Genomic DNA, 12,731 nt, shown 5'->3' with positions numbered 1-12,731 from the left:
GCAAAATAATATTGCTTTTTTAGTATACACTACAACTAACGAAAAAAATGAGGAGGTCCATGATGGATAAACGGAAAACAACGATTGCAGGTACCGATATTGAAGAAGTGAAACGGCTCAATGCTCAGTCTGGCTTAACTTACAATCAGGTAAAAGAGTTGTTAGCAAAACAACAGGGGACATTCACAAAACATAATCAAAACTAACTATTGCAACCGTGTCTGCTTTAAGGAGACGGTTGCTTTTTTGATTTTCTAACCATTTTATTTTTACCAATAGTTATTTGTTCATGATGTTGCAAAAAAGTACCTCGAGGAGCGAAATAATCGTTATAATATTATTGTATAATTATATTAATACATTAATAAAGTAAAGGAGTTCTCACTTATGCTACCTTGTCGTGATGACGTGTTATTTTTAACAAATCAACTTGTAAATATAGAAAGCATTGTCAATTCAGATGGCGAAAAAGAAATTAGCCGGGCTATTTATATGTTATTGTCTTCCTTCCCTTATTTTATTGAAAACCCTAAACACATCATTAAGCAACAAACCATCGATGATGAGCAAGAGCGTTACAATATACTAGCGTTCGTTAAAGGAACGAAAAAGAAAAGTGATAAAACGGTTATTTTAATGGGCCATATGGATACGGTCGGAATTGACGACTATAATCATTTAAAAGAAAAGGCATGCCAACCCACAGAACTAATGGAAGCCTTAAAACAAGAGAAGCTGCCTACTGCTGTCGCAGATCATTTAAACTCTGGAGAATATTTATTTGGCAGAGGCGTCCTTGACATGAAGAGCGGGGTAGCTAGTCATCTGTATCTATTAAAATACTATTCTGAGCATCCAGAGGAGCTAGAAGGAAATCTTCTGGTGGTCATTGAGTGTGATGAGGAAGACGGCTCTCACGGGATATTATCAGCATTAAAAGAATTAAAGCAATTAAAAGCTGAGCACGGGTTTGATTATATAGGAGCGATTAATGCCGACTTTGTCTCTCCCCGTTTTGAAGGTGATGTGAACCGCTATATTTATAAAGGAACGGTCGGTAAATTACTACCGTCGTTTTTTATAACTGGAGCTGAAACACACGTCGGTTCATGCTTTGAAGGAATTGATCCCAATTTTATTGCTGCTGAATTAACTAAGCAAATTAGTTATAACCCCGACCTATGTAATGAGGCGTTCGGTGAAACGACTGTACCGCCTGTTTCTTTAAAACAAACGGATTTAAAGCCAACCTACACAGTTCAAACAGCCTTATCGGCATACGTCTATTACAATTTCTTTATTCATTCTTGGTCCCCGAAAGAAGTGTTAGAAAAGTTAAAAGACCAAGCTAAAATTGCGTTTACGAATGCACTAATTGAATTCAATAAAAAGTATAAGCAATTTAGTCTAGCAAGTGGACAACCGTATATAGAAATGCCATGGAAAGCTAGAGTGTTAACTTATGAAGAAATAAATCAAATGCTCATTGACGAAAATGGGTCTGATTATATTGACCATATGACTCAATTTAAAGAACAACTTCTATTAGATAAAGAACTAGATACAAGGATGTATGCTGCAAGGGTCGTTGAAGAAGCATGGAAATGGATGGATGATCGAAGCCCAGCAATTATTCTTTTCTATTCTTCCTTATATTCACCTCGAATTGAAGTAACTGGGAAAGATGAAAAAGAAGAAAACTTAATCGCATCGCTTGAGCAAGCAATTACAGATATCCAACCGCATTATGAATATCCGATTGCAACCAAGAACTTTTTCCCTTATATATCAGATATGAGCTTTGTCGCTTTAAGTGATGATGATGCTGGCATTCAGGCTGTTTCGAGTAACAATCCAAGCTGGGGGACAAAACACTATGTGAACTATCAAGATATCCGAGATATTAATGTACCCGTTATTAACATAGGGCCATACGGCTTCGATGCACATAAGCAGTACGAACGAATGGAACTAAAATATTCACTTGAAGTGGTCCCGAACTTAACGAACAATGTAATCCAAAGCCTACTAAGAAAAGCGTAAACAAATAGGTAGCAGGTACCTTTAATGCACTAATGCATTAAAGGTACCTGCTACCCTTTCTTTATTATTTATTCATTTGGGCAAGGAATCCGCCGAGCAGGTCTTCGATGTCTTCTTCTTCTTCAGGTTCTTCAGCAGAAGCAGCAATTTCTTGCTTCGCCTCGTTCCAATTGAAGTTTTCTAAGTCGTCATCTAAGTCAATATCCTTTAGTACTTCAACTTCTTCCTCAATATCATCTAGGTCTTGGTCTTCTAATGGACTTTCCGTACTAACTGTCACCTTCTGCTTTACTATAGGCTCTTCACTCTCAACTTCTTGTAAATAAAGTGCCTCATCAATATCTAGTGAATTACTATTTAGAGCAGCTAAAATTGAAGTCGCACGAACCGGGTCGCTTAGTAATTGGTAGACAATCGTTCCTAATAATGCTTCGGAGTGAGAATGCTTCAACCAGTTTCGTTGTTCTTTACTTAACGGCTTTGGTAGCGGAATCGTTAGTGTTTCTCTTTCTTTTACTAACGAATGATTGACACCTTCCAAAGCAAACTGAGCGATTTTACTAGAGAAGTTTCTCCGCTCAGTTTCTTTTAATTTCTGGAGTTGCTTAATAATATGATCAGGTGTGTCCGAAGGAAGGCGAAACGTTATCGCCTGTCCTCGTTGTATTTCCGTTGTCCCCTTTTTCTTCATCGGATCACCCTATTTTTCTACGGTTTGTTTTTGTGCCACTTTCGTTTCCTTACTATTTTTTCTTACAAAATCTGAAACTAGCTTATAATACGCATTCGCCATCATCCAGATACTTTCTTTTTCATCTTCAAAGAATTCAATATTGTACCCGTCCAGGTTGTTATTTAGTGTTTTAATATATTCCTTTAACACCATTGCTCCACCACCAACAAAATAGCAGATCTCCGTTTGCGAGTTCTTTTGCCATACATTACGAAGATGACGGTATTGTTTCTTTGCTAATTCTAAAAGAATTCGGTCCGTTATATCGTGAACGCTTGTCCGACTTCCTTTAACCATAATATGGTTACGATCATTCTTTCTCGTAATAATTTCTACGACATCACGGCGACTATCAAGTTCAACGCCGTGCTTCGAACGAATTTCTTCACGGATCGCCTCTAATGACTCAGAAACACCAATGTTGAAACCTTGTGCTTTATCATCGTCAACGTTTCTGTTTTTAATAACAGCGACGTCAGTTGATAGCCCACCGATGTCCTGTATTAGGATTCGCTTATCAATTAAGTCTCTATTAATAATGTTTAAATCTTTATCCATAACTAAATTAATATAAGCAGCAAATCCTTCTGGATAAACTTTCACTTCGTCAAACTTAATATTAACTTTTAAACCTTGATACTTTGGTGTTACAAGAAATTCAACTTGATGAACTGATCCCAATAGTTGCGAACGATAGCCTACATCTTTACCTTCTTTTACTTCTCGAAGTGGTAAGCCTGTTCCTAGAGTGTAATTAGCATCAATTACATTCTTAGTGTTATTGGGAGATTTAGCAGTTTCGAGCCCAACTGCATCTAATGCTAATGTAGTGAACAGCATAACTAACGTTTGATCTTCTTCGGACTTACTGCTCCCTGGATCAAGCTCATTTGCATTGTCACTTTTCGTTGCTAGATTTCCGACACGATAAATAACATTGTTTTCGTTTAGAGCAGGGGAGTGGATACGGATATGAATTCCGTCTAGCGGGTCCTTTTCATTTAATTCTTCAATTCCAATAACAGGTCGATCTTCTGTATCTCTAGCAATTACGTTTGGTATGTACAACTCTGATTCATATTTACCGAAAATCGCCTTTACACAATCATTACCAACATCAATCGCAGCTATTCGAGAAACACTCATCCTATCACCCTTTCAAAAATAAGTATTTAAACTATTATCCTTACATTATTTTAAGGGTATCAAACAATTGCTAGAAAGGTCAATAATTCATAAGTTGCGTTCATCTGTATACATGAATACATTATTGTATACAAATATACTCATTTCGTATACAACACATACAAAATTGTAAACATACCGCCGTTTAGCGATGTGTACGTGTTTGTGTTCAAGTATACGTTAATGTAAACATCGCGTATACATCCTGTTTACTTGTATACACTTTTGTAAACAGGAGTCTCTTTTTGCTTTTAGTCTTATAATTCGACTCTAGACTACTTCTTTCTACAGCTTTAGATAACAGATCTCATAACTTATATTGAAAAATAAACTAAAATTTTATTTAGACAAATTTTCCTACTGATAGCAAACCTATAATATTGCTACACTACGCTATGCTCCCCTCCCCCACTGGTTGGGTAAAACAATCTACCTCCTCAGCTCTTCTTACGTTTGATGTTAGTTATTTGAACTGACCTCAAACGTAACCCCAGTAACTCGAGATCGTCCTTCTTTAGGTGTCACCCAGCGATTACCACCTTCTCTTGCATCACAACAAAAAAAGCCGCATCAGCAGCTTCACTTAAAAGTGTCTTAGTGTAACTCTCTCCCCTACCCCACCTAGACAAATCATCTTAAACCGATTGATTACCACTTAGGAACCACTAGAACGATTAGTATCTATTGAAACCAATCGTTCAATATAGTGAGCGACTCGTTGAAAGTTACTCTTCGAAATATATGCTCTTTCTGGATAGTTATCAAACCTCGCTAAGTAGGAGTCCCCAATGTTACTTACTTCAGAAACTTGCTCAATATTCAGAATGTAAGATCTGTGAGATTGTATAAACCTTACATCTAACCTTTCTAGTAGTGAACTCATTGTTTCGTTTGTTTCAATAACTTTTTTGGGCGTATGAATAAGAGCTTTTCTGCCCTCTTTTTCTATAAAAATAATATCCCGAAAAGCTATATAAAAAATCGTCCCTTCATACCTGCAAACTAACTTTTTCTTTCCGTCATGTAACGGCTTAGGGTTTTCTATTTTTGCTCGCTCTAATTGACGGTGGTAATAGATAGCCTGTTTAGCCTTGTCTAACGCACAAAATAATCTTTCCCGATTAATCGGCTTTACAATGTAATCTATTGCCGAAACATCAAATGCTTCTAATGCATAATTATTATGGCCAGTGATGAAAATGACTTTCATATGAGGCATGAATGTAATACATTCTTTCACCGCATCAATACCATTGACCATAGGCATCGTCACATCTACTAAGGCAAGGTCCGGTTCTTCTACTAACACTCGAGAAATCATTTCACTGCCGTTTTCTGCCTCTACTATTGAATAAATATCAGGATCAGATTTTAAGATTTTATTGAGCAGCTTTCTAGATATACTACAATCATCGGCAATAATCACTCGTATGCTTTTCATTCCTTATCCCCTTTAATGAGTACATATAACTAGGGCTATATTATCATTTAACTGACAGCTTTTAAAGTGAAATTTACTTTCTTAAGAATATTTATAGAGCTCCCCCATCTCCCCTACTTTACTTAAGAGAATTTTATTATATCTATTTGTTACTCCTTAATTTGCTTCAAGATGAGAGTTAAAATGGCCCTCTGGAAAAGGATTACTGATCACAGATTCCGCAGTAACCGCATGAACGAGCTCTCCCCTCTTCATAAAAACAATAGCTAAATTAGTAGATCCGGTATCATTTTGTAACATGTTAATTTCAATACCTTCTTCATGTAACGAAAAGAAAACGATACATCTGACTCTTTCATGTTCTGGCGGTATAATGTTCTCCAGCTGGTCAAAATCGATATAGGAACGATTTAAAGTTACGATTTCTATATGCCAATCTTCATGTATGAGTTCAGCCCAATATTTGCTCATGTAATGATTAAATAGCTTTAATGGCTTCATTTTCTTCCTCCTCTAACTTTAAATTTAGTAATTTTGTTCTTTCTTTAAATCTAAAAACTTACGAAATTCATCTTTGGATACCCCAGAATCCATAGCTTCTATAACAAGTTCTCTCCATTTGACATCAAGGACCCCAACTAAAACAGAATCACTATTCTGAAAATTACTGTCGTCTTTTTGTACTTTATTTTCGCCCGAAAGGTTCATCTAATCGAACTCTCCTCTCTTATAAATGGCCTTAACAACACATTTGAATAAATTAATACTTGTGGAACTTTAAATCTGATACCATTCCAGTTTCTTACTTGCATTATATTTGAAGATAAAATAGGAAGTCTAACTCCCTTTCTATCAGTCATAACACACTGAGGCTGACTTATGACATGAAATCGGTCTTTCATAAAAACTTTTCATCGAGTTTATAAAAATATTTACTTTTAATTTCCAACTTACCCTTGATATTTTGTTACTAATTCTTTCTGCTATTCGTTGATGAACGAACTTGAGAAGTAATTAAACCACTATCATCTGTAATTGTTACCGGCGTGCTTAGAGTTACCATTAAAAATAATTCCTCTATATCCTCATTTTGTAAGCGAATACACCCTTTCGATGCATTTTTGCCAATCCTCTCTTCTTCATAAGTACCGTGTATAGCAAACCGAGAGTTAGAAAGTTCTAGACCTCTTGTGCCAAATGGTTTTGTAGTAAATGGAAAATGATGATTAGGATTGATCACTCTTTTATGAATATAAAATTGTTCTGTAGGTGTACTGTTATCTTTTCCTACAGCAATCGGGTAGTGACGGAGGATTTTTGTGCCACTGATTAAAAATAGAGCTTTCTCTTCTTTATCAACAATGATTTCAAGTGGTTGAAAATCGCACGTATCCTCAGAAGGCGGTTGACAGCTATTATGAATATTCGGTTGAACCGATTTAGAAACTAATTGACTTACCTCATTTGGTGAGTATGTTTGAACTGGAGAAGGATGGTAAATCCAACCACCTAGCCCAATGAAAGACAACTGGTTATTAATATCGAATTCGCTATAGTACAATTAAAACGGTTTTCCGCCCTATTGAAACACTTAATTAGTCATTCAGACATGTTTTACGACGTAATAGGTCCTAGCTGATTTTCGCCATGGGTAAGAAAGAATGGATATTTATTAAACCGTCAATATTACTAGTAAAGGTTATTTTGTAAATATTAAAGTTATCTCATAGAAAAACTAGGTCATTCTTATTAATGACTTCTAAGTCAAAGGATAGAAATAATTAAAATTTTTTTTTTATAACCCCCCCAAAAAGGAACAGGCGCCCGTATAGGTAGATGGAAAAGGTGTAAAAAATACTGAGTATAAAGGTGGATACATATGATTGGTGAAACGGTTAAAAAATATCGCATTAGAAAAGGATTAACTCTTTCTGACCTTGCGGAGCGTTCGGGTATCGAAAAATCGTATCTTATTTCTATTGAAGAAAAGATATACCTTAACCCATCCTTACAATATTTTGAAAAAATTTCTCCAATACTAGGTATTCCAGTTGATGATCTACTCATGGAGTGCTCTCAAGAAACCTTTGACCCGATTTGGAATGATGTTGTAATTGAAGCGCTGGAATCAGGATTAACAACCGAGGAGTATATTAACTTTCTTGAATCGACAAAAATGCAAGGTTCTGAAACCGGAAATACTAAGCTACCGATACTCTATCAATTGAAAACGTTCTGCGGGAAATCAACACATGCAGAAGAAGAGTTTCGTATTATCTAATAACTGACAAACACTAATTAAAATATAAAGAAAACAACCATACTCCTTATCGGTATGGTTGTTTTCGTCTAATTCCATATTTACATTATCCAAGAAGTCCAACCTTTTTCGGCGGCCATACGGAGACTTCCAGCTTTTTAGCATACTGAAGTAAATTAGGTGGGTCTTTTATATGAATTCCTACACTTTCTGAGACCGTATTTACATAAATGTCTGCCTTTGCTGATTGTAATGGCCAAGGATCGTGATGAATTTTTCCTTCGTATATACCTTTGTTTCGAGTTACAAAAAGGGTATACCGTTCTGTCAGCCACTCTTCTAAAGTGCCAGGAGTAGAATAATAAATGTTTCCTACCGGTTGATAATGGGCCGAGAATATTCCTTTATTTACGCGCGAGTCGGTTCTCTCACTATAAAACTCAATCGTATCTCCTTGAATAGAACATTTCATACTTGCATGCCTATATGGAAGGTTATACGTTACATTCGCTAATACGACAGCCAACTTGCTATTCGCATCTAGGCTAAAGAAATATACGCCTGGCCTACCGTTAAAGGTTACATACGTTCTTACATTTAATTCTGCAAAAGAAGGAATAAACGGTAATTCAGGTAGTCCACGAGCTCGAATACCACTCATAATAAACGGAACAACGCTAATCCATGCTTCATCTTCAAATGTATCCACTTCAAAACATCTAGGAATAATAGGACGCAGCAACGATTTTGGAACTTTATAATGAGCAAACAAAAGAGAACTCCATGTCTGTGCCATCAACCAACTTTCACTGGTTCGTGATAAGCTTTGACGCTTGAGCTCGTTCAATATACTTCCTCCTTGCTTTTGCGTCTTAATCGATATTTACTTTTTCCAAGCTAGCTCCTTTTCCAAACAATCGCTTTATATTTTCCTCAACGGTTGGTTCAGGAATGAGCGGTGGTGCATGGTGTGGCTTTATGCGGACATCAATAATCATATTGTCGCAGCCCCAATGCTTAAATTCGTAAGAACCATTTACGCCGTAAATATCATGTGACGGATTACTTCGGGTAAACGTTACCCACATAAAATTATTAGTAGATTCGCTTATAAATTCACTATCATCACATAATATGATCATTGGACAAGTGGGCACTCCGCCGTTCGTTTGAATCGCTTCACTTAGGTTATTCAGCTCTTTTTCTGCTTCCTCATACGTTGTAAAGGCCGATCCTTCGAGCGCCACGACACCAGGCATAACGAAGCGAGGCTCACTAAACCCACTCAGCTTTTTCAACTGCTCAGGCACCTCCTGGCATAAGTCTCTCTTTTTATCACCGAAAGCTGCTATTACCACTTTACTTCCAGTATTTAACCCTGTTCCTGAATAATCTAACGTATCAATCGTCGTATTCGTTTGAAAATGAATATCTCTACGAAGATCGAGTCGTTCTAGTATATATGATAGAAACTCAACTTCTTTGTGCGTATCAAGCGCTTGATCTTCTTCTGCGGTAATAAATAAATATTTGGCTAAGCTAAGCTGTCCTGTTCCCAGGATATGGTTAGCTATCGTTAGCAGTTCAGTTGGTTGCTTTACTTTCTGATAAGGTGTATACCGCTCACTGCCAATTGCAAAAAGTAACGGGTGAACACCAGCAGCGTCAACGGCATGAACTTCTTTGACACCTGGGATCTCTTGAGGAATGGCATCACCTGTTAACTCGTGAATAAGAGCTCCAAAAGACGTATCTTCCTGAGGAGGACGTCCGACAACTGTAAATGGCCAAACTGCATCTTTTCGAGCAAACACTTTATGAATTTTCATAACGGGGAATTCATGTGTAAGGCTGTAATACCCTAAGTGATCCCCGAATGGTCCTTCAGGCTTTGTTTCCTCCGGATGAATTTCACCTGTAATAACAAAATCGGCATCATGACTAATACAGTAGCCATCGACGTAACTATATCGGAAACGACGTCCAGATAGTAACCCTGCAAAGGTCAATTCACTTAAGCCTTCAGGCAAAGGCATAACAGCAGAAAGTGTATGTGCAGGCGGTCCACCTACAAAAATACTTACTTTTAGCGGCTCCCCTTTTCGAGTTGCCTTATCTTGGTGAACACCTATTCCCCTGTGTATTTGATAATGGACGCCTATTTCTTTATTAAGTTCATACTCATTCCCGCTCAATTGGACACGATACATCCCGAGATTGGAATTCATAATGCCTGGTTTCTGAGGATCTTCACTATATACTTGAGGCAACGTAATAAAAGCTCCACCGTCATCCGGCCAGTGTTTAATAAGTGGCAGATCCGAAATACTAATTTCTTCAAAGTGAGCTGGTAAAGATGATTTTTTCATCGGTAAAGCCTTCGAAGCAGCAACACCGGTACGGACGTGGTTGAACGGGTTCTTTAGGGCTTTTACAGGATCGTTCCTTACAGCAACAACATTTTGTGCTAAATCCCACGTTTTACGGAAGATAAATTTACTTCTTTCAACCGTGCCAAATAAATTCGAAACCGCTCGAAACTTTGAACCTTTTACATTTTCAAATAATAAGGCTGGGCCTCCGGCTTCATATACCTTTAAATGAATAGCAGCCATTTCCAGATCAGGATCTACTTCTTCATGAATGCGGATTAAATGACCGTACTTCTCTAGATCGAGGATACATTCTTCTAAATTTTGATACATCGTCTCCAAGCTCCTAATTTGTTTTATTTTCATTATATCGGTTCTATGGATCAATGTCTTTTCCTACGCTTAATTGCCTAAAAACTATACGATTTATATAAAAACCAAACGAACTTTTTATAGTGCTCACCTAATGTTCTTCTGTTCCTTTAAAATAAACCCCATTAACGATCGATCATCTTTAAAGTCCCAATCAATAAAAATATCCTTTACCTCCTGTTTGAAAATCTCGTCGAACTTTCCATAATTATGAAAATACTTTTTTTCTAATTCATCTTTGGTTATTTTTAGTTCTTCCGCATAACCTTTTTCTATAAGTGCTTTTTCAATTGGAATTAGTATTCCTTTACGCTCAACTATATACGCTGTTGCAGAAATAGGGTAGATATTGATGATGTCTGGTACTTTTTGTACTAACGAGCTAATTCTAGCAACTTCTGTCTCCAGCCTATCCAAGTTAATGGTCTTATCTACACACACTTCTTCAGTTACTTCCTCATCTAATAAGAAGATTATAAGGCCCGAGTTATTTGGAAAATTCCAATCATGGAACCAATTTAAGATCTCACACCTAAGTGATATTTCTACAACTCCTTTTAGTTGGTCTACGACATGATTAATAATAATAGATCTAGCCAAATCAACCTGTTCATTATGACCTTGTTTCATTAACACTTCTTCCATTGGCGATATAAACCCTTTGATGTATGTAATAAAAATATTCTTACACACAGTAGATTGACATGACTGGGGTCCTTTCCCATAATTCTTTCTCAATAACTTACTTAAATAGCTGCTAATTGAATTGAGAGTTTCTTGATCCAATAGTTATGCCCTCTCTTTCGATTTATTCCATGTCAACTTTGTCGTAGTTTGGTATATTGGGCTTGGCAGGATTAAGCTTGAGTATTATTACACTTTTATCTAGATTAAAGTCCCAGTCAACAAATACATCAACAACTTGCTGGTTGAAAATGGTTTCAAATCGACTATTATTATGTAAAAAACTCTTTTCTAAATTTCGTTTGACCCGCTTTAATAAATCACCTTTACCCAATCGAATCAGTTCTTTTTCAATCCTTACTAAGATCCCATTTCGTATAACTAAAACGGTTCGGTCTTGGATTTGACAAGAATATATTTCGTCTGGTGCTTTTTCAGCTTGTTCACTGATGTCAATGATTTCTTTATCTATTCTCATTTTTTGTGAATATTCCTCGTATATGTCCTCCTTTGGTGTGAAGGGGTCTGAACTTATACAAGTAACCATGGCCGATTTGTTGTGTAAATTCCAATCATAATAGGTCTCGCTAATTTTTTTTCCTGTTGTTAACTCTATGTAAGTATTTAATTGAGGGATAATCGTTTGCATCAATTTATCTCTCATTTGCTGAATTGTCATAATTTGATCTTGTTCAAATAATACTTGTTCAGAAGGCGTAAGAAAATTTCTTAAATAAATCGTTATAAAGGTGTAACCGATTGACGTAAAGACTGATTGGGGTCCTTTCCCAAAAATATCGCGAAATAGTTTCCCTGTATATCCACTAATATCTTTTTGCAGACTCTCTAATACATCTTCCATGAAGTATCTCCTCTCTTATTACCTCAGCTTCTAGTATGTACCACTTCTTTAATAATTAGGCTTTTTTAAAGAAATTAAAATATGACTTTATGAACGCCGCCACTAATAAAGAAAACCGAAAAATATAAGCGGTTTTCTTATATCTCTCGGTTTATTTATATTAAAACTTTTTTGATCACATATATTAAATACTTTATCCTATAAGAAATGACAATCTTAGAGGCATTTGATACCATTAATTGTTTGATATGAGCTTCTGTATCCATTAACTCAGTCATAAAATTACAAAGCTGCTCAGTAATGAGAACTGCTGAATTCATAAACATTTCCTTATATGCATTATCATTTAACTCTTCTTCCATAATCTTACCACTTATTTCCACCATAGCGACAATATGCTTATACGTATTTTTATAAGGTGTAGCTAATTGTAGGTACTCGCAACTCTCATTCTTTAATAACTCATCAATTTCATCTATTAATTGATGAATTTCAGTCATATTTTGCAGCCTTACGATCATCTTTACTGCGTTAAAATAATCATTCATCGGACTAATCTTTTCTTTTAAACCTTCCATATGCAGTGAACCTCCTATAGTCGAAAACAAAAAAAGCCAAAATAGCAAGAGCGACTCATGTCACCTTGCTATTTTGGCTTATGTTTAGCGTAAAATTCTAAAAGCATTTCTACCAAATTAAGAATTCAATTATATACTTGTAATTTTAAAAATGTCATAAAGAAAGAGCTAATCCAATCTCTTCTTCTTTTTATATATTAT

General features: G+C 36.1%; 14 protein-coding genes. 3 read left to right on the top strand and 11 right to left on the bottom strand.

Annotated elements, in window-relative coordinates:
- Positions 1-62 precede the first annotated feature (62 nt).
- Together AC2VNP_RS09000 and AC2VNP_RS08995 are read left to right on the top strand one after the other, a co-directional pair.
- The gene (locus tag AC2VNP_RS09000; protein ID WP_486917007.1) at positions 63-206 is read left to right on the top strand and encodes a hypothetical protein; all 144 of its coding nucleotides are present in this window, start codon (positions 63-65) and stop codon (positions 204-206) included.
- A gap of 181 nt (positions 207-387) precedes the next feature.
- Positions 388-2,043, top strand: a complete 1,656-nt coding sequence (locus AC2VNP_RS08995; protein WP_486917006.1) for a M20/M25/M40 family metallo-hydrolase — start codon at positions 388-390, stop codon at positions 2,041-2,043.
- A 64-nt stretch (positions 2,044-2,107) separates the two neighbouring features.
- Here the strand turns inward: AC2VNP_RS08995 and AC2VNP_RS08990 are convergent, their stop codons facing one another.
- From AC2VNP_RS08990 to AC2VNP_RS08965, 6 genes are all read right to left on the bottom strand, one after another.
- Positions 2,108-2,734 carry a hypothetical protein gene (locus AC2VNP_RS08990; protein WP_486917005.1) on the bottom strand — a complete coding sequence of 209 codons (627 nt, stop codon included), beginning with the start codon at positions 2,732-2,734 and terminating at the stop codon, positions 2,108-2,110.
- 9 nt (positions 2,735-2,743) lie between these two features.
- On the bottom strand, positions 2,744-3,922 hold the full coding sequence (locus AC2VNP_RS08985; RefSeq protein ID WP_486917004.1) for an Alp7A family actin-like protein: 1,179 nt from the start codon (positions 3,920-3,922) through the stop codon (positions 2,744-2,746).
- A 694-nt stretch (positions 3,923-4,616) separates the two neighbouring features.
- Complete coding sequence (locus tag AC2VNP_RS08980) at positions 4,617-5,402, bottom strand: LytR/AlgR family response regulator transcription factor (protein WP_486917003.1); 786 nt, start codon at positions 5,400-5,402, stop codon at positions 4,617-4,619.
- A gap of 156 nt (positions 5,403-5,558) precedes the next feature.
- Positions 5,559-5,903, bottom strand: coding sequence for a hypothetical protein (locus tag AC2VNP_RS08975; RefSeq protein ID WP_486917002.1), 345 nt, complete (start codon positions 5,901-5,903; stop codon positions 5,559-5,561).
- 24 nt (positions 5,904-5,927) lie between these two features.
- A complete protein-coding gene (locus AC2VNP_RS08970) occupies positions 5,928-6,110 on the bottom strand; it encodes an anti-repressor SinI family protein (protein ID WP_486917001.1) in 183 nt (60 codons plus the stop codon).
- A 262-nt stretch (positions 6,111-6,372) separates the two neighbouring features.
- On the bottom strand, positions 6,373-6,930 hold the full coding sequence (locus AC2VNP_RS08965) for a L,D-transpeptidase (RefSeq protein ID WP_486917000.1): 558 nt from the start codon (positions 6,928-6,930) through the stop codon (positions 6,373-6,375).
- 351 nt (positions 6,931-7,281) lie between these two features.
- Between AC2VNP_RS08965 and AC2VNP_RS08960 the strand changes: the two genes are divergently transcribed.
- Complete coding sequence (locus AC2VNP_RS08960; protein WP_486916999.1) at positions 7,282-7,683, top strand: helix-turn-helix domain-containing protein; 402 nt, start codon at positions 7,282-7,284, stop codon at positions 7,681-7,683.
- An 85-nt stretch (positions 7,684-7,768) separates the two neighbouring features.
- On the opposite strand, the gene AC2VNP_RS08955 is transcribed toward AC2VNP_RS08960, so the two are convergent.
- The 5 genes from AC2VNP_RS08955 to AC2VNP_RS08935 all read right to left on the bottom strand — a co-directional run bounded on the left by AC2VNP_RS08955 (position 7,769) and on the right by AC2VNP_RS08935 (position 12,530).
- The gene (locus AC2VNP_RS08955) at positions 7,769-8,509 is read right to left on the bottom strand and encodes a YqjF family protein (RefSeq protein ID WP_486916998.1); all 741 of its coding nucleotides are present in this window, start codon (positions 8,507-8,509) and stop codon (positions 7,769-7,771) included.
- A gap of 25 nt (positions 8,510-8,534) precedes the next feature.
- Positions 8,535-10,367 (bottom strand): UbiD family decarboxylase, encoded by a 1,833-nt coding sequence (locus AC2VNP_RS08950; protein ID WP_486916997.1) that lies wholly within the window; start codon positions 10,365-10,367, stop codon positions 8,535-8,537.
- 126 nt (positions 10,368-10,493) lie between these two features.
- A complete protein-coding gene (locus tag AC2VNP_RS08945; RefSeq protein ID WP_486916996.1) occupies positions 10,494-11,192 on the bottom strand; it encodes a Na-translocating system protein MpsC family protein in 699 nt (232 codons plus the stop codon).
- Positions 11,193-11,214: 22 nt separating this feature from the next.
- Positions 11,215-11,952: a Na-translocating system protein MpsC family protein gene (locus tag AC2VNP_RS08940; protein ID WP_486916995.1), complete on the bottom strand. Its 738-nt coding sequence runs from the start codon at positions 11,950-11,952 to the stop codon at positions 11,215-11,217.
- 155 nt (positions 11,953-12,107) lie between these two features.
- The gene (locus tag AC2VNP_RS08935) at positions 12,108-12,530 is read right to left on the bottom strand and encodes a hypothetical protein (RefSeq protein ID WP_486916994.1); all 423 of its coding nucleotides are present in this window, start codon (positions 12,528-12,530) and stop codon (positions 12,108-12,110) included.
- Between the last annotated feature and the right edge of the window lie 201 nt (positions 12,531-12,731).

The sequence above is a fragment of the Alkalihalobacterium sp. TH-98 genome (assembly GCF_057473385.1).
This window is presented reverse-complemented; position numbering and strand designations above follow the sequence as displayed.

What these genes read in the sequence shown, in the direction of transcription:
- AC2VNP_RS08990 (WP_486917005.1), bottom strand. Translation starts at nt 2,734, where the DNA reads ATGAAGAAAAAGGGGACAACGGAAATACAACGAGGACAGGCGATAACG.
- AC2VNP_RS08935 (WP_486916994.1), bottom strand. Translation starts at nt 12,530, where the DNA reads ATGGAAGGTTTAAAAGAAAAGATTAGTCCGATGAATGATTATTTTAAC.
- AC2VNP_RS08995 (WP_486917006.1), top strand. Translation starts at nt 388, where the DNA reads ATGCTACCTTGTCGTGATGACGTGTTATTTTTAACAAATCAACTTGTA.
- AC2VNP_RS08985 (WP_486917004.1), bottom strand. Translation starts at nt 3,922, where the DNA reads ATGAGTGTTTCTCGAATAGCTGCGATTGATGTTGGTAATGATTGTGTA.
- AC2VNP_RS08980 (WP_486917003.1), bottom strand. Translation starts at nt 5,402, where the DNA reads ATGAAAAGCATACGAGTGATTATTGCCGATGATTGTAGTATATCTAGA.
- AC2VNP_RS09000 (WP_486917007.1), top strand. Translation starts at nt 63, where the DNA reads ATGGATAAACGGAAAACAACGATTGCAGGTACCGATATTGAAGAAGTG.
- AC2VNP_RS08960 (WP_486916999.1), top strand. Translation starts at nt 7,282, where the DNA reads ATGATTGGTGAAACGGTTAAAAAATATCGCATTAGAAAAGGATTAACT.
- AC2VNP_RS08940 (WP_486916995.1), bottom strand. Translation starts at nt 11,952, where the DNA reads ATGGAAGATGTATTAGAGAGTCTGCAAAAAGATATTAGTGGATATACA.
- AC2VNP_RS08950 (WP_486916997.1), bottom strand. Translation starts at nt 10,367, where the DNA reads ATGTATCAAAATTTAGAAGAATGTATCCTCGATCTAGAGAAGTACGGT.
- AC2VNP_RS08970 (WP_486917001.1), bottom strand. Translation starts at nt 6,110, where the DNA reads ATGAACCTTTCGGGCGAAAATAAAGTACAAAAAGACGACAGTAATTTT.
- AC2VNP_RS08975 (WP_486917002.1), bottom strand. Translation starts at nt 5,903, where the DNA reads ATGAAGCCATTAAAGCTATTTAATCATTACATGAGCAAATATTGGGCT.